The sequence below is a fragment of the Xanthobacter sp. ZOL 2024 genome, from assembly GCF_052932325.1.
Window position 1 is genome coordinate 4,534,098 of the sequence record NZ_CM128808.1, and the last position, 24,515, is coordinate 4,558,612.

Sequence of the window (24,515 nt, forward strand, 5' to 3'; positions counted from 1 at the left end):
CTGGCCGGGCGAGCCGCCGCTCACTGGGCCGCTGAGCTCTCCCGCGGACGGGTGCCGGGCCTTAAGGCATCATGGCGCAGCCGGGCGAACATCAGGTGGTCTTCCCACACCCCGTTGATGCACAGATATTCCCGCGAATAGCCTTCGCGCGTGAAGCCGCAGCCCTCCAGCAGCGCGATGGAGGGGCGGTTGTTGGGCATGCACGCCGCCTCCACCCGGTGCAGGTGGAGCACTTCATGGGCCACGGGCAGAAGCGCCGTGACAGCGGCCTTCATATAGCCCTGCCCGGCATAAGGCGCACCCATCCAATAGCCGAGGCTCGCCGCCTGGCAGACCCCGCGACGGACGTTGGAGAGGGTGAGGCCGCCCAGCAGCTGGTGGTCGCCCTGCCGGAACACCAGCAGCGGATAGGCCTCGTCCGCCAGCATGTCACGGGCGTAGCGCCGCAGCCGCCGCCGGAAGGCGCCGCGGCTGAGGTCATCGGACGGCCATAACGGTTCCCAGGGGGTGAGAAAGGCCCGGCTCTGCGCCCGCAGGTCCCGCCACGCGGGGAAGTCCCCCGTCTGCGGCACCCGCAGATACACCCTGTCGCCCTCGATGCTGGGCAGGACATCCGGCGCGAACAACGTGCTCAGCAGCCACATGATGGTTTCGTTCAACCCTCGTCTTGCCGGCCCACCGACCGCCATCCGTCGTTCGTGCCGCGCCGGGCCCTGCCGTTCTGGCGGGCCCACTCACCGCCGGGCGAGCCCTTCCACCGCACGCGCCGCCGGCTCCAGCCCGGCCTTGGGGCCAAGCGCCGCCAGGGTCGGACGCCCGCGCGCCACCAGATCTTGCGCCACCCGCTGCACCGCAGCAACGTCCACCGCATCCACTCTGGCGACGATCTCGTCCACCGGGATGATGCGGCCGAAGCCCAGGAGCTGCCGCGCCAATTGGTCGGCCCGCGCGCCCGAGCTCTCCAGCGCGGCCAGAAGGCCCACCTTCATCTGCGCCTTGGCGCGGGCCACCTCGCTCTCGGTGATGCTGTCCTGCGCCGCCAGGAGCTGCTCGATGACCGCTTCCGACAATTCGCCCACGTCGCCCACATCGGTGCCCGCATAAATGCCGAACAGGCCGGTGTCCGCATAGCTCCAGTGGAAGGAATAGATGGAGTAGCACAGGCCGCGCTCCTCCCGCACATCCTGGAACAGGCGGGACGACATGCCGCCCCCCAGCACATTGGTGAACACCTGCAAGGCGTGGAAATCGGCGTCGAGATAGGAACAGCCTTCCAGGCCGATCACCACATGCACCTGCTCGGTGTCGCGAGCGGTGAGGCCAAGGCCTCCGGCGTAGCGCGCGCCGGGCTGCTCCGGCTTGTCGCTGGCGCCGATGGACGCCAGCCGGCGGCGCGCCTCTTCCACCACCTGCTCATGCTGCACCGCGCCGGCGGCGGCCACCACCATCTTGGGGCCGCGATAGGTGCGGCCGAGATAGGCGCCGAGCTGGTCGCGGCTGAAGCCGCGCACCGTCTCCGGCGTGCCGAGGATGGAGCGCCCCACCGCCTGGCCGGGAAAGGCCTGCTCCTGGAACAGGTCGAACACCAGGTCGTCGGGGGTGTCCATCACCGCGCCGATCTCCTGGACGATGACGTTCTTTTCCCGCGCCAGCTCGTCGGCGGCAAAAGCCGGCTCGGTCAGGATGTCGGACAGGATGTCGAGGCCGAGACCCACATCCTCGCCCAGCACCCGCACATTGTAGCTGGTCTGTTCCACCGAGGTGGCGGCGTTGATGTCGCCGCCCACCTGCTCGATCTCCTCGGCGATGCGCCGCGCCGACCGGCGGCGCGTGCCCTTGAAGGCCATGTGCTCCAAGAGGTGGGAGATGCCGTGCTCGTCATCCTGTTCGTCGCGGGCGCCGGCGCCCACCCAGATGCCGAGGGAAGCGGTGCCCAGGTGCTCCATGGAATCAGTGACGACGAGAATGCCGTTCTCGAGGGTGGAGACGTCGACGCTCATGCCGTCTCCTTTCACGCCGCCGCGCCGGCGGCGATGCGGGCCCGGCCGCGAATGAAGGCTTCCACCGCCTCGAGATCATTGGGCAGCACGGTCACGCTCTCCCGGCGGCTCATCAGGTCCGCCATATGGGGCGGCAGCGGCGGCCGGAAACCGGTGGCGGCGGCCACCGCATCGGGGAACTTGGCCGCATGGGCGGTGGCCAGCACCACCTGCGGCACCTTGGCGGCATGCTCCACCTTGTCGGCCACGGTGAGACCCACCGCCGTGTGCGGATCCACCAGATAGCCCGCGCCCTTATAGAGCTTGGCGATGGTGGCGGCGGTCTCCGGCTCATCGGCGCGGGCGGCGGAGAAATCAGAGACGATGGCGGCCAGCGCCTCCTTGGGCAACGTGAAGCTGCCCGACTGAGCGAGCGAGCCCATGAGCTGGCGGATGACGCCGGCATCCCGGTCCACCGCCTCGAACAGCAGGCGCTCGAAATTGGACGACACCTGAATGTCCATGGACGGCGAGGTGGACGGCGTCACCCCCGTCACCTCGTAGCGGCCGGTATTCAGGGTGCGCACCAGGATGTCATTGACGTTGGTGGCGATGGCGAGATCGCGGACGGGCAGGCCCATCTTCTTCGCCACCCAACCGGCGAGGATGTCGCCGAAATTGCCGGTGGGCACCACGAACGACACCTCGCGATGGGGCGCGCCGAGGGCCGTGGCCGCATAGAAATAATAGACCACCTGGGCGACGATGCGGGCCCAGTTGATGGAATTGACCCCCGCCAGGGCGAGCTGATCGCGGAAGGCATGGTGATTGAACATGGCCTTCACCATGCTCTGGCAATCATCGAACGTGCCTTCGACCGCGATGGCGTGCACGTTGGGCGCATTCACCGTGGTCATCTGCCGGCGCTGAACTTCCGACACCCGGCCGTGGGGATAGAGGATGAACACATCCACCGCATCGGAGGTGCGGAACGCCTCAATGGCGGCCGAACCGGTATCGCCCGAGGTGGCGCCGACAATGGTGGCGCGGGCGCCACGGGCGCTCAGCACGTGGTCCATCAGCCGGGCCAGCAACTGCATGGCCACGTCCTTGAAGGCCAGGGTCGGGCCGTGGAACAGCTCCAGCACGAAGCGGTTCGGCCCCACCTGCACCAGCGGCGTCACCGCCGGGTGGCGGAAGCCCGCATAGGCATCGGCGATCATCAGGTCGAGGGCGCGTTCCGGCAGCGCATCCCCCACGAACGGCGCGATCACCGCCTTGGCGACGGCGGGATACGGCTTGCCGGCGAGGGCGGCGATGGCCTCCGGCGCAAGGGTCGGCCAGGTTTCCGGCACATAAAGACCGCCGTCACGGGCGAGACCCGCCAGCAGCGCATCGGAAAAAGAGAGAGCCGGGGCTTCGCCGCGGGTGGAGACGTAACGCAAAAGATCCTCGCCGGATTGGGACCGCATCGAAACGATGACGACAGGGGCGCTAAACTAAACGCTTGCACCGGTCGGGGAAAGGCTTCCGCTACACGGCGCAAAAAAGCCGCGCCCGAAGGCGCGGCTTGCCGGGTGCCGATCGGCGCGGCGCTCAGGACCGCTGCTTCACATAGCGGCCCGGCGCATCCTCGATGGGCGTCAGGCGACCGCCGCCCACCTCACGCGCGGGCACATCCTGCGGGCTCAAGGCGGAGAACCAGGCCAGCCAGTCCGGCCACCAGGAGCCCTTGTGCTCCTGAGCGCCGTCCAGCCAGCCCTCATAGTCTCCGCCCGCGGGCCCGTCCGCCCAGTATTGGTACTTCATCTTGGCCGGCGGATTGACCACGCCGGCGATGTGGCCGGAGCCCGCCAGCACATAGCGCACCGGCCCCGACAGCAGATTGGCGCCGACATAGACCGACTTGGGCGGCGCGATGTGGTCTTCCCGGGTGGCCAACGAATAGACCGGGATCGTCACCTTGCGCATGTCCAGGGTGACGCCGGCCAGCTCCGCCTTGCCCTTGGCGATGTTGTTGGAGAGGTAGCAGTTGCGCAGATAATAGGAGTGGTTGGCCGCCGGCATGCGGGTGGGATCGGCGTTCCAGTACAGAAGATCGAACGGGAACGGATCCTTCCCCTTCAGATAATTATTCACCACATAGGGCCAGATGAGATCGTTGGAGCGCAGCAGGTTGAAGGCAGAAGCCATCTTGCTGCCCTCGAGATAGCCCGTGGACTTCATTTTGCGTTCGAGAATGGAGAGCTGCTCCTCATCCACGAATACCTTCAGGTCACCCGCGTGAGTGAAGTCGATCTGCGTGGTGAGGAAGGTGGAGGAGGCGATCCGGTCGTCCCCGGTCTCGGCCATATAGGCGAGGGTCGCCGCCAGAAGGGTGCCGCCGACGCAATAGCCCACCGTATGCACCTGCCGCTCACCGGAGGCGATGGCGACGGTGTCGAGCGCGGCCATGATGCCGTCGCGCATGTAATCGTCGAAGCCCTTGGTGGCGAGGCGCGCGTCCGGATTGACCCAGGAGATGGTGAACACGGTAACGCCCTGATCCACCAGCCACTTGATCAGAGATTTCTCGGGGGTCAGGTCGAGAATATAGAACTTGTTGATCCACGGCGGCACGATCAGCACCGGGGTCTTCTTCACCGTCGGCGTGGTTGGCGCATACTGAATGAGCTGCATCAGCTCATTCTCGAAGATCACCTTGCCGGAGGTGAGGGCGAGGTTCCGCCCCACGGCGAAGGCGTTCATGTCGGTCTGGCGGATGCGCAGGGTACCGTTACCCTCCACCAGGTCCTCGGTGAGGTTCTTCATGCCCTTCACCAGGTTCTCGCCCGATGAGGACAGGGTCTCGCGGATCAGCTCCGGATTGGTGAGCACGAAGTTGGAGGGCGAGACCGCGTTGGAGATCTGCTTGACCAGGAACTCCGCCTTGTGCCGCACATGCGGGTCGAGGCCGTCGGCCTCCTTCACCATGTCTTCCGCCCAATGGGAGGTGACGAGATAGGCCTGCTTCAGGGCATCGAAGATGGGGCTCTCGCTCCAGCCCTGATCCTTGAACCGCTGGTCCCGGGGCTCCGGCGCGGCGACCGGCTCCACCGGTTCGCCCGCCAGCTTCTTCACCGTATTGGCCCAGACCGACAGATAGCCCGTCATCAGCCGCGACTGGGCCTCGATGGAGCGCTGGGGATCGGTCATCCAATATTCGGCCACCTGGCCGACGGTCTTCAGCGCATCGGCGATGTCGTCGGCGAGATCGTCGGTCTTGCCGGCTTCGCGGGGCGCGAGATAGGCAGCCATGGCCTTGCCGCCCTCCTCCACCATCTGTGCCAGATTCTGGGCGAAGGTCTCCAGATTGAGATTCTTCTGCCCCTCTCCGGCCACCGGCGCCTTGGCTTGAGGGGCCTTGGCTTGAGGGGCCTTCTCCTGAGGCGCGGTGACGGCGGCGGGCGCGGGCGCGACCGCCGGTGCCGCAGCGGCGGGCTCCGCCGGCACGGTGAGCGTGTCCGGAGTCGGTGCAGGCTGGACAGCGGAACTGGTCATGGCACGCTCCATAGCATCACAAATCGACGCAACCTGTACGAGAGAAAGAGCATAGCCCGAGACGATGGGGCCAATGCAAGGCGTTCCTTAGCGCAGCGGGATGTCGGCGACGTGGCGGGCGGCGCCCTGTGCATATGGTGCATCGCAGCAGGCGCCGGGCGTGCGGGAGGGACGTCGGATGTCGATCGCGACGCGGCGGCGATTCTCCGCGTTCCCCTCACCCTGGGCTGTCCTTCCCTGCTCCTGATGCCGTTTTTTCCGGGCTTCCGGCTCAGGTTGTTTCGCATTTCCCAATTTGCGCATATTAGCGGAGGACGCGACCCGGATCGAGCCTCGCGGGATGATCGAGGCCACCCACAGCACCAGGGATGTGTGCGTTCATGCCGACGATGCGCCCCCGCCCGCGGATCCTGCCCCTTCCCGTCCCGGCCCGCGCCGCCCGCCCTCTCGCCACCTTCGGCGTCCTCACCACCCTGGCCCTGGGTCTGACCGCGTGCGCCAACGATACGCCCCTCGCCCTGCCGGTGCCGCCGGATACCTCGAACGTGGCCGAGGTGCCGGCCGATTCCTATCCCACCATCGGCACCACCCCGCGCACCGGCCGCGCGCCCATGACCGATGCGCAGCGCGCCCGGCTGCAGCGGGATCTGGAACAGGTGTCGCGGGATCGCGAGGCGAAAATCCGCAGCGCCGTCGACAGCGGGAATTGACCACTCTCGCCGGTTTTGCCCCACAACGATCGCAATCGTTGCTTTTTCATTCAGCGAAGAGTGCTAAAAGACCCGTTCGCCGCGCCGGGAGAGGGACAGGTGCGGCTTGTTCATCACACCCTGTGACACGGCCTTTGGAGCCATTGAGATGACCACCGACTTTCACCGCATTCGCCGGCTGCCGCCTTACGTGTTCGAGCAAGTGAACCGTGTAAAGGCCGCCGCTCGCAATGCCGGGGTGGACATCATCGACCTCGGCATGGGCAACCCCGATCTCGAGGCGCCGGAACATGTGCTGGAGAAGCTGAAGGAAACCATCGGTAAGCCCCGCACCGACCGCTATTCCGCGTCCAAGGGCATCCCCGGCCTGCGCCGCGCGCAGGCGGCCTATTATGAGCGCCGGTTCGGCGTGAAGCTGGATCCCGATCGGCAGATCGTCGCCACTTTGGGCTCGAAGGAAGGCTTCGCCAACATGGCGCAGGCCATCACCGCCCCCGGCGACGTGATCCTGACCCCCAACCCGTCCTACCCCATCCACGCCTTCGGCTTCCTGATGGCCGGCGGCGTCATCCGCTCGGTTCCGGTGGAACCGGGGCCGGAGTTCTTCCACGCCATGGAACGGGCGGTGAAGCACTCCATTCCCAAGCCCATCGCCGTGGTGCTGTGCTATCCTTCGAACCCCACGGCCTGCGTGGCGGATCTCGAATTCTACAAGGACGTTGTGGCCTTCGCGAAGAAGAACGAGCTCATCGTTCTGTCCGACCTCGCCTATGCCGAGCTCTATTTCGACGACAACCCGCCCCCCTCGGTGCTGCAGGTGCCGGGCGCCATGGATGTGACGGTGGAGTTCACCTCCATGTCCAAGACCTATTCCATGGCCGGCTGGCGCATGGGCTTTGCGGTGGGCAACGAGCGGCTCATCTCGGCGCTGGCGCGGGTGAAGTCCTATCTCGACTACGGCGCCTACACCCCCATCCAGGTGGCGGCGGCGGCGGCGCTGAACGGCCCGCAGGATTACGTGGCCGAGATGCGCGAGACCTATAAGAAGCGGCGCGACGCACTGGTGGACAGCTTCGCCCGGGCCGGCTGGGCGGTGCCTGCCCCCAAGGCCTCCATGTTTGCCTGGGCGCCCATTCCCGAGCCGTTCCGCGAGATGGGCTCGGTGGAATTTTCCAAGCTGCTCATCGAGAAGGCGGAAGTGGCTGTGGCCCCGGGCGTCGGCTTCGGCGAGCACGGCGACGATTATGTCCGCATCGCGGTGGTCGAGAACGAGCAGCGCATCCGCCAGGCCGCGCGCAACATCCGCCGCTTCTTCGATCAGGCCGGCCTGACGCTGCATAATGTGGTGCCGCTCACAGCGGCCCGCTGATCCGCGTCACGCCCGCCCCGCCCGAACGCCCGCCCGCCGCGGGCGTTCTCGTACCTTCGGAAAGAACCGGTCCGATCCATGAGTGAATTGAAAGTCGGCCTCGCGGGCCTCGGCACCGTCGGGGCCTCCGTCATCCGCATGCTCCAGCGCCGCGCCGATGAACTGGCCCTGCGCACCGGACGCACCATCAAGGTGGTGGCGGTGGCGGCGCGGGACCGGACCCGGGATCGCGGCGTCGACCTTTCGGCGCTGCGCTGGTACGACGACCCGGTGGCGCTGGCCCGGGATCCCGACATCGACGTGTTCGTGGAGCTGATGGGCGGCGACGGCGACCCCGCCAAGGCGGCGGTGGCCGCGGCGCTCGATGCCGGCAAGCCGGTGGTGACCGCCAACAAGGCGCTGCTCGCCAAATGGGGCGTTGATCTCGCCCAGCGCGCCGAAGCCTCGGGCGCGAGCCTCCATTTCGAGGCGGCGGTGGCGGGGGGCATCCCGATCGTCAAGACCCTGCGCGAATCCCTGGCCGGCAACGTGGTGGAGCGGGTTTCCGGCATTCTCAACGGCACCTGCAACTACATCCTCACCCGCATGGTGGACGAAAAGCTCTCGTTCCAGTCCTGCCTCGCCGCGGCACAGCGCCTGGGCTATGCGGAAGCCGACCCCACCTTCGACATCGACGGCTTCGACACGGCCCATAAGCTCGCCATCCTCACCTCGCTGGCGTTCGGCACCCAGGTGGATTCCGAATCCATCTATGTGGAAGGCATCCGCCAGCTGACGCTGGAGGATCTCGAGGCCGCCGACGACCTCGGCTACAAGGTGAAGCTGCTGGGCGTCGCCCTGCGCACCGAGACCGGTATCGAGCAGCGGGTGCATCCCACCATGGTGCCCAAGCATTGGCCCATCGCCCAGGTGTCCGGCGTCACCAATGCGGTGGCGGTGAATGCCGATGCCGTCGCCCTCACCCTGGTGGGCCCGGGCGCCGGCGGCGACGCCACCGCCTCGGCCGTCGTGGGCGATCTGGCTGATGTGGCCCGTGGCGTGCGCGGCTTCGCCTTCGGCCTGCCGGTGGCCAGCCTCGCCAAGGCCGAGCGCGCGCCGATGCAGCGCCACGAGGGTGGCTATTACATCCGCCTCTCGGTGGTGAACAAGCCCGGCACCGCCGCCACCATCGCGCGGCGCATGGCCGAGGAGAACATCTCGCTGGAGTCCATCGTCCAGCGCCGTCCGCCCCAGGACGCCGGCGCCTCCGTTCAGGGCACCGCGCGGGTGATCCTCATCACCTATGCCACCTCGGAACAGGCGGTGCGCCGCGCCATCTCGGCTATCGAGGCCGATGGCGTCGTCACCGCCCTGCCGCAGGTGATCCGCATCGAAAAGGATTGATGACATGAGCGCCGCCCGGATGGCTCCGGTCCTGGATCGTCGCCTCGCCCTGGATGTGGCGCAGGTGACTGAGCGCAGCGCCGTTTCCGCTGCGCGCCTGCGCGGACGCGGGGACGAGCAGGCGGCCGACCTCGCCGCCATGTCCACCTGCTATCGCGAATTGAAGCAGGCACCGGTGCACGGCACCGTGGTCATCGGCGAAGGCGCCGAAGGCGAAACCGAACACCTGTTCGTGGGCGACACCTTCGGGCTCGGCGGCGAACCGGTGGATCTCGCGGTGGATGCCCTCGAAGGCTCCACCCTGTGCGCCAAGAACATGGAAGGCTCCATTTCGGTGCTGGCCATCGCCGAGGCCGGATCCCTGCTGAAGGTGCCGCCGGTCTATATGGAGAAGCTCGCCATCGGACCGGGCTATCCCGAGGGGATCGTCTCCCTTTCGCAGCCGCCTGAGGAGAATGTGCAGGCGCTGGCCGAGGCCAAGGGCGTGCCGCCTTCCGAGATCACCGCCCTGATCCTCGACCGGCCGCGCCACGCGCCGTTGATCGAAGCGGTGCGCAAGACCGGCGCCGCCATCAAGCTGATCACCGACGGCGACGTGGCCGGCATCATCCACACCACCAATCCGGAAGACAGCGGGGTCGACATCTACCTCGGCCTCGGCGGCGCCGCGGAAGGGGTGCTGGCGGCGGCGGCGCTGCGCTGCATCGGTGGGCAGATGCAGGGCCGCCTCGTGCTCGACACCGAGAAGAAGCGGGCCCAGGCCAAGGCGCTGGGCATTCGCGACGGGGCCAAGATCTATCACCTGGAAGAGATGGTGCGGGGCGACTGCCTGGTCTCGGCCACCGGCGTCACCGACGGCGCCCTCCTGAAGGGCGTGCGCTTCGGCCGGGATGTGATCGAGACCGATACCATCGTGCTGCGGGCGGCCACCGGCACGGTGCGGCGCATCACCACCCAGCATCGGGACTTCCGCAAGTTCCACTTCGCGCCCTGAAGCGCGGGGCTTTTCTGCACCGCCGGCCCGACGTTCCGCACACCAAGGCGGCCGCAGCACTCGCGCATCCGTCTGGCCGGCGAGCGATCCCGGCAGACCCGCGCGACACGAGAAAAACCCAGCATGTGACACGGGCTTTCGCTAGGCTCGTGATCCTGCGCGGCACCGGTGCTGCCGCAGCGCCGTGTGGTGGGAGACCATGGACCATCTCATCTTCCACCTCGCCGTTTCCCTCGCTATCGGCCTGCTGGTGGGCGTGGAGCGCGGCTGGCAGGAGCGCAAGGAAGCGGAGGGTAGCCGCACCGCCGGCATCCGCACCTATGCCCTCACCGGCCTGCTCGGCGGGGTGTGCGCGGCGCTCTCTCAGGCCTTGAACAGCGCAGCCGTGCTGATCGCCGCGGGGCTCGCCACCTCAGTTCTGTTCGCCGTCTTCAAATATCGCGAGATGGTGCGGGACAACGACTATTCCATCACCGGCCTGGTCGCCGCCATGCTGGTGTTTGCCCTCGGCGCGCTGGCTGTGGCGGGCGAAACCTCGGTCGCGGCGGCGGCGGCCATCGCCGCCACCTCCCTGCTTGCCACCCGGCAGATGCTGCATCAGGCGGTACGCCGCCTCACCTGGCCGGAGCTGCGCTCGGCCTTGATGCTGCTGGGCATGACGGTGATCGTGCTGCCGCTGCTGCCCGACCGCGCCATCGATCCCTTCAACAGCATCAATCCCCGGCAGCTATGGCTGTTCATGGTGCTCACCGCCTCCATCTCGTTCGCCGGCTATGTGGCGGTGAAGGTGGCAGGGCCGGAAAAGGGCATCCTCATCAGCGCCATTGGCGGCGCCATGGTGTCCTCCACCGCGGTCGCCCTCGCCTTCGCCCGGCGGGCCGCCGGTGGGGAAGCACCGTCCCTGCTGGCGGGGGGCGCGGCGGTGGCCGCCATGGTGTCGGTGCTGCGGGTCTGCGTCATCTGCGCGGTGGTCGCCCCCAGCCTGCTGCTGCACCTCGGCCTGCCGGCGCTCGCCGCCGCCGCCGGCTTCGGCATCACCGGCGCGCTGATGATGCGCCGCAGCTGCGGGGCCCGCGGGGAATCAAGCCTCGGCAATCCGTTCGACCTCGGCCCCCTGGCCGCCTTCGCCGCCATGTTCGGCGCCATCTCCGCCCTCAGCGGCTTCCTGCTGAAGGCGGTAGGACCGGGCAGCCTCTATCTGGTGAGCGCGGTGGCGGGGCTGGTGGATGTGGACGTGCCCTCGCTGAACGCGGCGCGTCTGGCCGGAAGCGGCCTGTCGTTCGAAGGGGCGGCTTTGTGCATCCTCATCGCCCTCGGCATGAACGGCGTGGGCCGGGTGGTGCTGGCCGCTGCCGCGGGGACCCGCGCCTTCACCCTGCGCTTCCTCTGTGCCACCCTCATCGCCATGGCGGCGGGCGGCGCGGCGCTGCTCGCCATGCAGGCGCTCTGAGCGCCTGCGCTCCAACTCGGCCTCGACGTTGCCGCACGGCTCTGGCTTCATAGCTGGGTGAATATCGCCCTGACGAATCGCCCCTTCCTCAATGTCTCCCGCTCCGCCACCGATCGCACCTGGCGCGAGCGGCTCGACGGGCGCGGCGCCCAAACGGCCCTCGCCATGACCCAGCGCTACGGCATCAGCGAGCTGCTGGCCCGGGTGCTGGCCGGCCGCGAGGTGGCGCTGGACGAGGTGGAGACCTATCTCGACCCCACCATCCGCACCCTGCTGCCCGATCCGGACACCCTCACCGACATGGCGCCCGCGGTGGCGCGCCTCGCCCGGGCGGTGACCGGTGGCGAGCAGGTGGCGGTGTTCGGTGACTATGACGTGGACGGCGCCTGCTCCACGGCGCTGCTCGTGGGCGTGCTGCGGGCCGCCGGCCTTGATCCCCTGTTCCATATTCCCGACCGCATCTACGAGGGCTATGGCCCCAACGTGCCGGCCATCGAGGCGCTGGCGGCCCAGGGCGTGACGCTGCTGGTGACGGTGGATTGCGGCACCACCTCCGCCGAGCCTTTGGCCGCCGCCCGCCGCCTCGGCCTCGACGTGGTGGTGATCGACCATCACCAGGCCAACGAGGCGCTGCCGCCGGCGGAAGCCATCGTCAACCCCAATCGGGAAGACGATCTTTCCGGCCTCGGCCATGTGTGTGCGGCGGGGCTCACCTTCATCACCGCCGTGGGGTTGGTGCGGGCGCTGCGGCTGGCCGGCCATTTCGGCACCGGGCGGCCGGCTCCGGACCTGCTGGAGGCCCTGGACCTCGTCGCCCTCGCCACGGTGGCGGACGTGGTGCCGCTGAAGGGCCTCAACCGCGCTTTCGTCAACAAGGGCCTGATCACCCTGCGCCGGCGGATGCGGCCGGGGCTCACCGCCTTGATGGATGTGGCCCGGCTCGACGGCCCGCCCCGCCCCTATCACCTCGGCTTCATTCTCGGCCCTCGCATCAATGCGGGCGGCCGCATCGGCGACGCCACCCTGGGCACCCGGCTGCTGCTGAGCACCGATCCGCTGGAGGCGAAGACCATCGCCATCGAGCTCGACCGGCTCAACGCCGAGCGCCAGGACGTGGAGCGGGCCATCGTCGCCGCCGCCGAGCTGGAGGCACAGGCCGCTCTCGGCCTCGCCGATGAGGGCTCGGTTGTGGTGGTCAGCGGCGATGGCTGGCACCCCGGCGTGGTGGGGCTGGTGGCCTCCCGCCTCAAGGAGCGCTTCCAGCGGCCCGCCTTCGCCATCGCCTTCAACGGCGCCACCGGCACCGGCTCCGGCCGCTCCATCGCCGGCGTGGACCTCGGCCGGGCGGTGCGCGAGGCGGTGGAGCTGGGGCTGCTGGTGAAGGGCGGCGGCCACGCCATGGCCGCGGGCCTGACCGTGGAGCGCACCCGCCTTGGGGAACTGCGCGCCCATTTGGAGAGCCGCCTCGCCGCCGACGTGATCCGGGGGCGGGCCGAAGGCACCCTCACCCTCGACGGCGCCCTGACGGCGGCAGCCGCCACACCGCGCCTGGTGGAGAGCCTCGCCCAGGCCGGACCGTTCGGCGCTGGCAATGCCGAGCCGGTGTTCGCCTTCCCCAACCACAAGGTGACCTATGCGGAGAGCTTCGGTGCTGGCCATGTGCGGGCCCGCATCGTCTCCGGCGACGGCACCAGCCTGAAGGCGGTGGCCTTCCGCATCGCTGAGGAACCCCTCGGCCGCGCGCTGCTCGCCGCCCGCGGCCGCCCCATGCACGTGGCCGGCAGCCTCGACCTCGACACCTGGCAGGGCGAAACCCGCGTCAGCCTCCGGCTCAAGGACGTGGCGGAGCCGATGTAGGCAGACCGCCCGGCCTGTAGCCATATTGGGCCAGACGGTGCCGCGCCCGGTCGATCTCCTGCGGTGTGAACAACGGATGCCAGCGCGGGTTCCCCACCACCAGCGCCTCCACCGTCAGGTCGAGCCGGCCGCGCAATTGCAGTTCCGCGTAGCCCTGGCTCTCCCGTTCCGAATTGATCAGCACCCGCGCCGTGGCCACCCCGCGCCGCTCGTGCAGCATCTTGAAAAACTGCGTGGCGTTGTATTTCGCCTCGGTCTTGGCCCGCAGGTAGACGTCCAGCATCGCGGTATCAAATGCCGCCTCCAGCCGCTTCTGCTCCATCAGCTCCCCCTAATCACCGCCGCACCGATCCTGCATAGGCCGGGCCACAAATGCAATCTATCGAAGCATTCCGCGCCGATGCACGTAGTGGAACGCAGCCGATGCGGCCTACCCCGCCGGTTCGCGAAGGGCTGCGATTACCGCTTGGCGCGATCGGAAACCGTCAATGCAGTGCGCCCGCTCATGCGCCGCTTGCGCGGCGGCCGAGCTTCCGTCGGGGCCTCCTCGGCCGTGTGGGCGGGAACGGGCGCGCTGTCCGGGCTCGCGGCTTTGCCGCGCCCGGTCCGCTTGCCCGCCTTCTTCGGGCTCGCGCTTTCCGGCAGCCGTGATCCATCGGCCAGGGCGAGCAGATGCAGCACGCGGGCCGGGGCGGTGGTCAGGCCGGACGCATGGGGATCGATCCGCGCCACGAGGCCTTTGATCTTGGTGGCCGGAACCCCGTCCACCGCTTCCGCAAAAGCCCCTGCCCCAACGGCCGCGCGGATCTGTGTGACGCTGGCAAGCGTGGCATCCTCGGCGGCGAGCTGCGCGCCGACAATCTTGAGAACCGCCTGCCGGGCCGCATCGGCGCCGGCCGGAAACAGGTCCGCATGGGCACAGATCCCGGCGAGGGCGCTAAAGAAGTCCACGCGATCAGTCATTGAGGCGCCTCCAGGTCTCGTCCATCAGGTCACGCACGAGCGGCACGGCAGTGCCCCACTTCTGCACGAAGGTCGGCGGGTCCGGGAACTGCTCCGGGTCCATCGCCCGCTCAATGGCCGCCTGATTGCTCATCATCACATCGAACATCGTGAAAGTGGCGCCCGCTTCCGCCGCCTCGGCCCGCATATCGTCCAGGGTCCACTTATGCTGTTTCTTCGTGAGATTCACCCGGGTTGCCAGCACGGCCGGCAGCCGCTTGGGCTTCGGCAGGGATGTGGCCGCGTGATAGGTATCATCCCACAGCGAGTGCCTGAACACCTCGAAGCCCAAGGTGGACAGGTAATCCGGAATGGTGGGCACCACCACCAGGTCGGAGAGGCGAATGGCGACTTCGGTGAAAGCGGAAATACCGGGCGCGCAATCGAGCAATACCAGATCATAATGGGCCCGCAGCTTCGGCAGGGCCTCCTGCAGCACCATCAGGGTACGGCCTTCCAGCGCCTTCGGACCATACCCCTTGCCCGCAAGCTCGAACAAAATCTCTCGTTCCAATGACCGCAGTTTAGGGTGTGCCGCAAGGAGGTCTATGGGCAGCAGGCGGCCGGCCTTGGCGACGTTTGAAACGTCTTTCGAAATATACTCGAGAATGGGGACCTTGATGCCATGCATCAGGCGTTCATCGAGGAACGCGGAGATGGTCTTCTGCTGCTCATAGGCGGCTTTCAGCTGGTCATTCACCAGAAAGCAGAAAGACACGTTTGCCTGAGCATCAAGATCCACCACCAGAACCGTCATGCCTACTTCAGCAAAGCCCTCGGCGAGCATCACGGCCGTGGTCGTCTTGCCGACGCCGCCCTTCATGTTCGCCACGGCGACAACCCGCCCGTTTCGCTCCAGCATCCCCATCCGCCCCGCCCGCACACGAAGAACGCCTCAGTTAAGGTGTGCCACGCCCTCAGCGCAACCCATAACATCGATGGATCGCGCGCCCGGTCGCGGTCAAATTCGCGCATCGCGCCGGAGCGCCGCCGGCCTATTCTCGGGCGATCTTGTTTTCCGGTGGTGTTGGTCTCGGGTGACCTTGACGGGGAGAGCGGACGTGCGGCGCGCGTTGCCTATTCTGTTGTGCTTCAATGCGGGCTTCGTGGACACGGCGGGCTTCGTCGCCCTTGGGGGCCTGTTCACGGCCCATGTCACCGGCAACATCGTCACCTTCGCCGCGGCGCTCGGCGAGGGCCGGACGCCGGCGGTGGGCAAGGTCATCGCCATGCCGGTGTTCGCCTTCGTGGTGGTGGCGGCCATGCTGTTCAGCCGCGCCATGGCAGCCCGCGGCCTCAACGGCTTTCGCATGCTGATGGCGGTGAAGCTGGTGCTGCTGGCCCATGCGGCGCTGGTGGCGGTGCAGCTCGGTCCCTTCACCGACGTCAATAGCCCCTCCGCCCTGATGACGGGCATGACCCTGGTCAGCGCCATGGCGCTGCAGAATGCGCTCCATCGCACCCACCTGGCGGATGTGCCGCCCTCCACCATGATGACCGGCACCGCCACCCAGATCCTGGTGGATGTCGCCGGCCTGTGGCGGCCCTCACCCGAGGCAGATGTCGGCGCCATGCGGGCGCGGCTGGGGCGGTTCGGCTTGAATTTCCTGGCCTTCCTCGGCGGCTGCGCCCTCGCCGCCTTCCTCTACCTGATGATCGGCATGTGGTTCCTGCTGGTGCCGCCCTTTGTGGCGATGGCGGAGATCTTCACCCTGCCAGCCGATTCCGAGCCCGCGCCGGCGGCCCGGGCACGGTGAGCGCGGCCAAAGAAAACCCCGCCCTCCGGCAAGGAGGGCGGGGTTCATGCGCACGGCACGGACCGGCTCAGTAGAGGCCGGTCAGCCAATAGAAGCCGATGACGAAGAACACCGCCGCCGTCTTGATGAGGGTGATGGCGAAGATGTCGCCATAGGACTGGCGATGGGTGAGCCCGGTGACCGCCAGAAGGGTAATGACGGCGCCGTTGTGGGGCAGCGTATCCATGCCTCCGGACGCCATGGAGGCGACGCGGCTCATGACCTCCAACGGGATGTTGTAGGTATGAGCGAGGGCGATGAACTGCTCCGACATGGCAGCGAGCGCGATGGACAGGCCGCCCGAGGCCGAGCCGGTGATGCCCGCGAGGGTGGTCACCGTGATCGCTTCGTTGATGAGCGGGTTGGGAATGGCCGACAGCGCCGACTTGATGAGCAGGAAGCCCGGCAGCGCCGCGATCACGGCGCCGAAGCCATATTCGGTCGCGGTGTTGAGGCTGGCCAGCAGCGCGCCGCCCACGGCATCCTTCGAGCCGGCCGAAAACTTGGCCTTGATGGGCTTGAAGGCGAACAAAAGCACCGCCACGATGCCGAGCAGCAGCGCCGCCTGCACCGACCAGATGGCCGCCCAGGTGGCGGTAGGCACGCTCACCACCGGGCCGCCTTCCACCAGAGTGGCGGTGGCGGTGGGCGGGAACCAGGTGGGAATGAGGCGGGCAAACACCAGGTTGGCGATGCCCACCACCACCAGCGGCGCCAGGGCGAGCCAGGGCGAAACCAGCGGCACGCTCTCGTCCACCACCACCTCGTTGATGTGGCCGGTGCCGTAGCCCTCGCCGCGCTTCTGCGCCTGCTTGCGGCGGAATTCCAGATAGCTGAGGCCCACCACCAGGATGAAGGCGGTGCCCACGAAGCCGAGGATGGGCGCGGCATAGGCCGTGGTCTTGAAGAAGGTGGTGGGGATGATGTTCTGGATCTGCGGGGTGCCCGGCAGCGTATCCATGGTGAAGGAGAAGGCGCCCAGCGCCACCACAGCCGGCAGCAGGCGCTTGGGAATGCCCACCTGGCGGAACATCTCGGCGCCGAACGGATAGACCGCGAACACCACCACGAACAGCGACACGCCGCCGTAGGTCAGGAGCGCGCCCACCAGCACGATGGAGAGAATGGCGCGGCCCGGCCCCAGGAGCTTGACGATGGCCGAGACGATGGAGCGCGAGAAGCCCGACAGCTCAATCAGCTTGCCGAACACCGCACCGAGCAGGAACACGGGGAAGTAGAGTTTGATGAAGCCCACCATCTTTTCCATGAACAGGCCGGAAAAGACGACGGGGACCGCGCCGGGTTCGGTGAGAAGCACCGCGGCAAGGGCGGCGACGGGCGCGAACAGGATGACGCTGAAGCCGCGGTAGGCCACGAACATCAGGAAGAAGAGCGCCGCAAGGCAGATGATGAAGCTCATCGGCGTTGGATCCAAAGCGAGAATGAATGGAAGAGACGTCGAGAATCGGCGCCCGCCTGGAACACGGGCAAAGGTAAGCTAGCCTGCCATAATGCTGCTGGCGACTCGAATTATGTTGGTATGCCCTAAGCTGTACCGCGACGCACCCGGTTGGCCCAAGCCATTGACCCAACGGAATATCATTCAGAAGTATGAGAAGTTCATATGAAACAACCGCCCCGGCGGGGCCGGAGCGGTTGTGCAGCGCAGAATTATTATAATGCATCGCACAATACGTGACGTGCGACGCAAACTACTCGAAAGGCCGCTCAGGGCATCAGGGCGATCTGCTCCAGCCCCAGGGTCTCGGGGAAGCCCAGCACCAGGTTCATGTTCTGCACCGCCTGGCCGGACGCGCCCTTCACCAGATTGTCGAGGGTGGAGAGGATGATGGCCCGGCCGGAGACGCGATCCGCCACCACGCCGATGAACACCATGTTGGAGCCGCGCACGTGGCGCGACTGCGGTACCTTGCCGAACGGCAGCACGTGAACGAAGGGCTCGCCCTTGTAGAAGGTGGCGATGAGCTTGTGCAGATCCTCGGCGGTGGCGCCGGTGGTGCGCACATAGATGGTGGCGTAGATGCCCCGGTTCATGGGGGTGAGGATGGGCACGAACACGGGCACCACCGGCCGGCCGGCGGCCTTGGTATATTCCTGGTCCAGCTCGCCCATGTGCCGGTGCGAGCCCACCGAATAGGCATGGATGCCCTCCGAGACCTCGGAGAACAGCATGGCCTCCTTGGCCGAGCGGCCGGCGCCGGACATGCCGGTCTTGGAATCCACCACGATGCTTTCCGGCTCGATGGCCCCGGCTTCCAGCAGCGGCACCACGGGCAGGATGGCGGTGGTGGTGTGGCAGCCCGGATTGGCCACCAGCCGCGCCTTGCGGATGTCGTCGCGATAGATCTCGACGAGGCCGAACACCGCCTCCTGCTGCAGCTCGAGAGCCGCATGGGGGTGGCCGTACCACTGCTCATAGGCGCCGAGATCGCTCAGCCGGAAATCGGCGGAAAGGTCCACCACCTTGATGCCCGGCGTGGTCTCGAACAGGGTCTTGATCACGGTCTGGGTGGTGCCGTGGGGCAGCGCGCAGAACACCAGGTCCACCGCGGAGAAATCCACCTCCTCGATGGTCACCAGCTTCGGCAGGTCGAACGGGGCGAACTGCGGGAACACGTCCGCCATGGCCTGGCCGGCCTTCCGATCAGCCGTGAGCGCCACGATCTCCACCCGCGGATGGCGCAGCAGCAGGCGCACCAGCTCGGAACCGGTGTAACCGGAGGCGCCGAGAACCGCGACCCTTGCCTTTGCGTCCGCCATCTTCCTCTCCTGCATCCACGCCCAACGCCCGGCCCGAGACAGACCGGCCAACAGGCTGACGACGTGGGGCATCGGTCTCTACACCGATCCCTTGGCAGGGAAAAGACACAAGCCCACCCGCCGCCGGCACGGGGCCGCGTAGGGGGGACGCCCACCGTTGCCATTCTGTTCCCCTTTGCGGCGCACTCGGGCACTATGGGGTTCCGATGTTCGCGCCTGCGGAACGATTCGCGTGCGCGGCCCCCCTCCCTCTGCTATCGACGCGCCATGTCCGATACCGACGACCTCTTCGGCTCCGCCGCCCGTGCCCGTCCCGCCACCAAGGCGTCTGCCCGCTCCAAGACCCCGCCCGTCCCCGCCATGGCGTCGGATTATACCGCCGCCCATATCGAGGTTCTGGAAGGGCTGGAGCCGGTGCGCCGGCGGCCGGGCATGTATATCGGCGGCACGGATTCCAAGGCGCTGCATCACCTGTTCGCCGAGGTGATCGACAATTCCATGGACGAGGCGGTGGCCGGCCACGCCTCCTTCATCGAGGTGCATCTGGGGACCGACGGCTACCTGACCGTCGCCGACAACGGCCGTGGCATCCCGGTGGAAGAGCACCCCAAATTCCCCGGCAAGTCGGCCCTCGAAGTGATCATGACCACGCTCCACGCGGGCGGGAAGTTCGACAGCAAGGTCTATGAGACCTCCGGCGGCCTGCACGGCGTCGGCGTGTCGGTGGTGAACGCCCTGTCCGACCATCTGGAGGTGGAGGTGGCGCGCAACCAGACCCTCTACCGCCAGACCTTCGCCCGTGGCGTGCCCGATGGCCCGCTCACCGAGGTGGGGCGCATCACCAACCGGCGCGGCACCCGGGTGCGCTTCCATCCCGATGCGGAGATCTTCGGCCCCGCCGCCCGCTTCGAGCCGGCGCGGGTGTTCCGCATGGCGCGGTCCAAGGCCTATCTGTTCGGCGGCGTGGAAATCCGCTGGTCCTGTGATGCCGACCTCCTCAAGGGCATCGAGGGCGTGCCGGAGAAGATGGTGTTCCGCTTCCCGGGCGGCCTGCGCGACTATCTGGCCATTGATCTGGAAGGCCAGACCCTGGTGCATCCGGACATCTTCTCCGGCCGCATCCAGAAGCCCGGTGGCCACGGCTCGGTGGAATGGGCGGTGGCCTGGGTGGCCGATGGCGATGGCGGCATTGCCTCTTACTGCAATACCATCCCGACCCCCGATGGCGGCACCCATGAGAACGGCTTGCGCGCCGTTCTACTGAAGGGCCTGAAGGACCATGCGGAGCGCTCAGGCCAGGGCAAGCGCGGCGCCGCCATCACCGGTGACGACGTCACCACGGGCTGCGCTGCCATGCTTTCCGTGTTTGTGCGCGAGCCGGAATTCCAAGGCCAGACCAAGGATCGCCTCGCCACCACGGAAGCCGCGCGCATCGTCGAAAGCGCCCTGCGCGATCCCTTCGACCACTGGCTCGCCGCCAATCCGGCCCAGGCGAGCCGGCTGCTGGAGCATGTGATCGACCGGGCCGAGGAACGCCTGCGGCGCAAGCAGGAGCGGGAGATTTCCCGCAAGACCGCGGTGCGCAAGCTGCGCCTGCCGGGCAAATTGGCCGACTGCTCCAATAGCGAGGCGGCGGGCTCAGAGCTGTTCATCGTCGAAGGCGATTCGGCCGGCGGCTCCGCCAAGCAGGCCCGCGACCGCAAGACCCAGGCGGTGCTGCCCCTGCGCGGCAAGATCCTCAACGTGGCCAGCGCCGGCCGCGACAAGCTGGCCCAGAACCAGCAGATTTCCGACCTCACCCAGGCGCTCGGCTGCGGTACCCTCGGAGCGTATCGGGATACCGACCTGCGCTATGAGAAGGTCATCATCATGACCGACGCCGACGTGGACGGCGCCCATATCGCCTCGCTGCTGGTGACCTATTTCTTCCGCCAGATGCCGAAGCTGATCGAGGAAGGCCACCTGTTCCTGGCGGTGCCGCCCCTCTACCGCATCACCCAGGGTGCCAAGACCCTCTACGCCCGGGACGATGCCCACAAGGACCGGCTGCTGAAGAAGGAATTCTCCGGCAAGGGCAAGGTGGACGTCGGCCGCTTCAAAGGCCTCGGCGAGATGATGCCGGCGCAGTTGAAGGAGACCACCATGGATCCCCGAACACGCACCCTGCAGCGGGTGAGCATCGAGGATGCCGAGCGGGCCGCCACCATCGACATCGTCGAGCGGTTGATGGGCAACAAGCCGGAAGCGCGCTTCGCCTTCATCTCCGAGCACGCCGCCTTCGCCGACGAAGACCTGCTCGACATCTGAGCCCGCCGGCGGGCCTATTCGCTCTCGGCAGGGCCCACGGCGCCGCCGCGGGGGGCCAGCCGGGAGGCCGGCCAGGCGATGGCCACCATCACCACCCCGCACAGCACGAACACGGCGGTGGGGCCGAAGCGATCGGCCACCGTGGCGTGGAGAATGGCGCCCACCGCCTGGCCCACGAAAAACGAAGTGGCGAACAGCGCGAGGGCCGAGCCGCGCGCCTCGGGCGCCAGTTCGGTGGCGAGGATCTGCAGCACGTTGTGGATCATGTAGAAGCAGAAGCCCGCCAGGGTGAACATGCCCAGCGCCAGAGCGAACATGGGCGCGACGGCGGTGGCCATGAGCAGCAGACCCACGGTGGCCGCCCCCACCCCGGCCATGCCGCCAAGCCCCAGCGCCCGCACCAGCACCGGCACCGCAAAGCTGTAAAAGGCGCCGCCCACGGCGAAGCCCCCCAGCATGAGGCCGGCCTCCACCGCATCGCCGAAGCCGTGCGCCACCATCAGCGGCGCCATCATGGGAAAGGCGCCGAAGGTGAAGATGCCTTCCAGGGCCACCACGCCATAGACCTTGATGGACAACGGGTTGCGCAGCACCATGCCGTATCTGGCGATGGAGGTGCCGAACGAGAGGGGCCCGCGCGTCTGCAGTTCCTTCATGCCCAGCATGCAGGCAAGAGCCGCCACCGCCGCCAGGGCGCTCGCCGTCCAGAACACGTCGCGCCAGCCGGCATAGGCGGCGATGAAGCCGGACAAAGCGGAGCCGGAGAGCTGGCCGAGCACCAGCGCCAGCAGGATGCGGCTCAGCGCCACCGGCCGCTGATCGAAGCTCACCCGATCGCCCACCATGGCCAGCACCACGGGAATGATGCCGCCCGCGAAGGCGCCGGAGAACACCCGGGTGACCAGCAGTACCTCATGGCTGCCGGCCAGCGCCGAGGCCGCCAGCCCCAGCGCCAGAACCGTGAGGTTGACCCGCACCAGCCGCAGCTTGCCCACCGCATCGCCGATGGGGCCGAACACCAGCTGGAATGCGGCGTAGGGCAGCGTGAAGGCGCTGGCTAGCACCGCCACCTGCGCCAGCGAGACCCCGAGATCGGCAGCCAGAATATTCAGCATGGGATCGACGGCGCGCAGGGAGAACGCGCTCGCGAATGCGGCGAGACCGAGAATGAAGAGGAACGGCATGGGGACCCGGGGCAGGGAAACGGTTGCGTCTACCCCTGGACGCCCGGCGGCCCCCGGTCAAGACCCGGTTTCATCAGATTGCGCCTGCAAGGCTGACGTAATCATTGACACGGCGCACAACTTTCATATGTTGCTCTCCGTCGTCCGAGTTATGTCGAATCCAAGCGCGCCGACCGACGACCACTCGTCTGACCCCGTACGGCACGGGACGTTCGATCAGCGGCGCGCCGCCGCATCCTAAAGATGCAATGTCATTTTCCGAACTCGGCCTGAGCGAGAAGGTCCTCGCGGCCGTCGCCGATACGGGCTATACGAAGCCCACTCCTATTCAGGCCCAGGCCATCCCCGAGGTGCTGGCGCGCCGGGATGTGCTCGGTATCGCCCAGACGGGCACCGGCAAGACCGCGGCCTTTACCCTTCCCATGCTCACCCTGCTCGAACAGGGGCGCGCCCGGGCTCGCATGCCCCGCACCCTGATCCTCGAGCCGACCCGTGAGCTTGCCGCCCAGGTTGAAGAGAACTTCACCCGCTACGGCAAGAACCATAAGCTGAACGTGGCGCTGCTGATCGGCGGCGTCTCGTTCGGTGACCAGGACTCCAAGCTCCTGCGCGGCGTTGACGTGCTCATCGCCACCCCCGGCCGCCTGCTCGACCATGTGGAGCGCGGCCGGCTGCTGCTGTCCGGCATCGAGGTGCTCGTCATCGACGAGGCCGACCGCATGCTGGACATGGGCTTCATTCCGGACATCGAGCGCATCTGCAAGCTGGTGCCGTTCACCCGGCAGACCCTGTTCTTCTCGGCCACCATGCCGCCGGAGATTCAGCGTCTGGTCTCCCAGTTCCTGTCCAACCCGGTGCGTATCGAGGTGTCCAAGCCCGCCTCCACCGCCACCACGGTCACGCAGTTGCTGGTGGCCTCCGGCAAGGAGGACTGGGAGAAGCGCGATGTGCTGCGCAACCTCATCCGCTCCAGCGAAAATCTGCAGAACGGTATCATCTTCTGCAATCGCAAGCGCGATGTGGCGGTGCTCCATCGTTCGCTGCAGAAGCATGGCTTCAATGCCGTGGCCCTGCATGGCGACATGGACCAGCACGCCCGCCTGAAGGCCCTGGACCAGTTCCGCAACGGCGAAGCCAAGCTGCTGGTGGCGTCGGACGTGGCGGCCCGCGGCCTCGATATTCCCGAGGTGAGCCACGTCTTCAACTATGACGTGCCGCACCACGCGGAAGACTATGTGCACCGCATCGGCCGCACCGGGCGCGCCGGCCGCACCGGCACCGCCTATTCCATCGTCACCCACGCAGACGCCAAATCCCTGGCCTCCATCGAGAAGCTCATCGGCAATGCCATTCCCTGGCACGGCGAGCCGCTCGGCGAGGCTCCGCCGCGGGAGAAGCGCGAAAGCCGCGAGGGACGCGAGGATGGCCGCCTGCGCGGCAAGCGCCGGGTGGAGAAGGACGCCCGCTCCGAACCGCGCCGGGAGCGCGAGAAGGAGCCCCGCCGCCAGCGGGAGAAGGAGCCCCGCACCGAGGAGCCCCGCACCGAGGAGCCCCGGGCCGAGCGTCCCCGCCGCCCACAGCGGGAAGAGGTGGCCGAGGCCCGTCCTCCGCGCCGTGAGCGGCAGCCCGCCAACGAGCCCGCGGACATGTCCCACCTGCCGGCCTTCCTGCTGCGCCCCGTGCGCGTGAAGGCGAGCTGACACAAGGCGCCGTCGCCCTTCGGCGATGGCCCACCCCGGCGGCGAACGGACGTCTGCCGCCGCCGGTTTTCGGTGTGGCCTGCCAATGGGCGGCCACATGCGGGGGAAGATCCGCGCAGCCGCTCTGTCCTCTGCTCCCGGAAGGCGGGTTCAGATGCCCGGTGGGCATCCGACGCCGCACGGCATCCTGGCCGTCGTGCTGACGAACGATCCCGGGCAAACACCGTTCGGGGCAGACGTCGTCATTCCGTAGCGTTCAGTTCAATCGACATCCGCGATCCCTGCCTGCGGCTCATGCCCACCACCCAAGCCAGTCTCATGGGGCGAGCTTCCGCCTGTCTGCCGGAAACGTTTCGCGAGGGGAGACCGCGGGACGGTTCGCCCGGCCGCGATCGCGCATCGAAGATCGAGACGGGCGCGAGGACCACAGCCGCGGCGCACGCCGCGCCCGCACCAGTTGCCC

General features: G+C 67.7%; 19 protein-coding genes. 9 read left to right on the plus strand and 10 right to left on the minus strand.

Going from position 1 to position 24,515, the window contains the following annotated elements; genetic code table 11:
• Window positions 1–20: 20 nt before the first annotated feature.
• The 4 genes from ACU4E7_RS20755 to phaC form a co-directional block, all read right to left on the minus strand.
• Window positions 21–644: a GNAT family N-acetyltransferase gene (locus ACU4E7_RS20755; protein ID WP_238121418.1), complete on the minus strand. Its 624-nt coding sequence runs from the start codon at window positions 642–644 to the stop codon at window positions 21–23.
• Between the two features lie 90 nt (window positions 645–734).
• Window positions 735–2,000 carry a M16 family metallopeptidase gene (locus ACU4E7_RS20760; RefSeq protein WP_238121179.1) on the minus strand — a complete coding sequence of 422 codons (1,266 nt, stop codon included), beginning with the start codon at window positions 1,998–2,000 and terminating at the stop codon, window positions 735–737.
• Between the two features lie 11 nt (window positions 2,001–2,011).
• A complete protein-coding gene (gene thrC / locus ACU4E7_RS20765) occupies window positions 2,012–3,424 on the minus strand; it encodes a threonine synthase (protein ID WP_447021679.1) in 1,413 nt (470 codons plus the stop codon).
• A gap of 151 nt (window positions 3,425–3,575) precedes the next feature.
• Window positions 3,576–5,519: a class I poly(R)-hydroxyalkanoic acid synthase gene (phaC, locus tag ACU4E7_RS20770; RefSeq protein ID WP_447019977.1), complete on the minus strand. Its 1,944-nt coding sequence runs from the start codon at window positions 5,517–5,519 to the stop codon at window positions 3,576–3,578.
• 380 nt (window positions 5,520–5,899) lie between these two features.
• On the opposite strand from phaC, the gene ACU4E7_RS20775 reads away from it, so the two are divergent.
• From ACU4E7_RS20775 to recJ, 6 genes are all read left to right on the plus strand, one after another.
• Window positions 5,900–6,229, plus strand: coding sequence for a hypothetical protein (locus tag ACU4E7_RS20775; RefSeq protein WP_447019978.1), 330 nt, complete (start codon window positions 5,900–5,902; stop codon window positions 6,227–6,229).
• A 148-nt stretch (window positions 6,230–6,377) separates the two neighbouring features.
• Entirely contained in the window at window positions 6,378–7,598 is a 1,221-nt protein-coding gene (locus ACU4E7_RS20780) for an LL-diaminopimelate aminotransferase (RefSeq protein WP_238121175.1), read from the plus strand.
• 78 nt (window positions 7,599–7,676) lie between these two features.
• Window positions 7,677–8,981, plus strand: a complete 1,305-nt coding sequence (locus ACU4E7_RS20785) for a homoserine dehydrogenase (RefSeq protein ID WP_447019979.1) — start codon at window positions 7,677–7,679, stop codon at window positions 8,979–8,981.
• 4 nt (window positions 8,982–8,985) lie between these two features.
• Window positions 8,986–9,975, plus strand: coding sequence for a class II fructose-bisphosphatase (gene glpX, locus ACU4E7_RS20790; RefSeq protein ID WP_238121173.1), 990 nt, complete (start codon window positions 8,986–8,988; stop codon window positions 9,973–9,975).
• A 199-nt stretch (window positions 9,976–10,174) separates the two neighbouring features.
• Window positions 10,175–11,425, plus strand: a complete 1,251-nt coding sequence (locus tag ACU4E7_RS20795) for an MgtC/SapB family protein (RefSeq protein ID WP_447019980.1) — start codon at window positions 10,175–10,177, stop codon at window positions 11,423–11,425.
• Between the two features lie 57 nt (window positions 11,426–11,482).
• Window positions 11,483–13,282 (plus strand): single-stranded-DNA-specific exonuclease RecJ, encoded by a 1,800-nt coding sequence (gene recJ, locus ACU4E7_RS20800; protein WP_447019981.1) that lies wholly within the window; start codon window positions 11,483–11,485, stop codon window positions 13,280–13,282.
• Here the strand turns inward: recJ and ACU4E7_RS20805 are convergent.
• From ACU4E7_RS20805 to ACU4E7_RS20815, 3 genes are all read right to left on the minus strand, one after another.
• The gene (locus tag ACU4E7_RS20805; protein WP_447019982.1) at window positions 13,257–13,604 is read right to left on the minus strand and encodes a hypothetical protein; all 348 of its coding nucleotides are present in this window, start codon (window positions 13,602–13,604) and stop codon (window positions 13,257–13,259) included. The genes recJ and ACU4E7_RS20805 overlap by 26 nt on opposite strands.
• Before the next feature lie 137 nt (window positions 13,605–13,741).
• Window positions 13,742–14,245, minus strand: a complete 504-nt coding sequence (locus ACU4E7_RS20810) for a hypothetical protein (RefSeq protein WP_447019983.1) — start codon at window positions 14,243–14,245, stop codon at window positions 13,742–13,744.
• Window positions 14,238–15,152 carry a ParA family protein gene (locus ACU4E7_RS20815; RefSeq protein WP_447019984.1) on the minus strand — a complete coding sequence of 305 codons (915 nt, stop codon included), beginning with the start codon at window positions 15,150–15,152 and terminating at the stop codon, window positions 14,238–14,240. The genes ACU4E7_RS20810 and ACU4E7_RS20815 overlap by 8 nt, the downstream gene beginning before the upstream one ends.
• Before the next feature lie 193 nt (window positions 15,153–15,345).
• On the opposite strand from ACU4E7_RS20815, the gene ACU4E7_RS20820 reads away from it, so the two are divergent.
• Window positions 15,346–16,041 (plus strand): YoaK family protein, encoded by a 696-nt coding sequence (locus ACU4E7_RS20820; RefSeq protein WP_447019985.1) that lies wholly within the window; start codon window positions 15,346–15,348, stop codon window positions 16,039–16,041.
• 67 nt (window positions 16,042–16,108) lie between these two features.
• On the opposite strand, the gene ACU4E7_RS20825 is transcribed toward ACU4E7_RS20820, so the two are convergent.
• A complete protein-coding gene (locus tag ACU4E7_RS20825; RefSeq protein WP_238121170.1) occupies window positions 16,109–17,500 on the minus strand; it encodes a GntP family permease in 1,392 nt (463 codons plus the stop codon).
• Window positions 17,501–17,808: 308 nt separating this feature from the next.
• On the minus strand, window positions 17,809–18,861 hold the full coding sequence (gene argC, locus ACU4E7_RS20830; protein ID WP_447019986.1) for an N-acetyl-gamma-glutamyl-phosphate reductase: 1,053 nt from the start codon (window positions 18,859–18,861) through the stop codon (window positions 17,809–17,811).
• A gap of 267 nt (window positions 18,862–19,128) precedes the next feature.
• Between argC and parE the strand changes: the two genes are divergently transcribed.
• The gene (gene parE, locus ACU4E7_RS20835) at window positions 19,129–21,168 is read left to right on the plus strand and encodes a DNA topoisomerase IV subunit B (protein WP_447019987.1); all 2,040 of its coding nucleotides are present in this window, start codon (window positions 19,129–19,131) and stop codon (window positions 21,166–21,168) included.
• 14 nt (window positions 21,169–21,182) lie between these two features.
• On the opposite strand, the gene ACU4E7_RS20840 is transcribed toward parE, so the two are convergent.
• A complete protein-coding gene (locus ACU4E7_RS20840) occupies window positions 21,183–22,352 on the minus strand; it encodes an MFS transporter (RefSeq protein ID WP_447019988.1) in 1,170 nt (389 codons plus the stop codon).
• 248 nt (window positions 22,353–22,600) lie between these two features.
• Between ACU4E7_RS20840 and ACU4E7_RS20845 the strand changes: the two genes are divergently transcribed.
• Complete coding sequence (locus ACU4E7_RS20845; protein WP_238121166.1) at window positions 22,601–24,052, plus strand: DEAD/DEAH box helicase; 1,452 nt, start codon at window positions 22,601–22,603, stop codon at window positions 24,050–24,052.
• The last annotated feature ends 463 nt before the right edge of the window (window positions 24,053–24,515 follow it).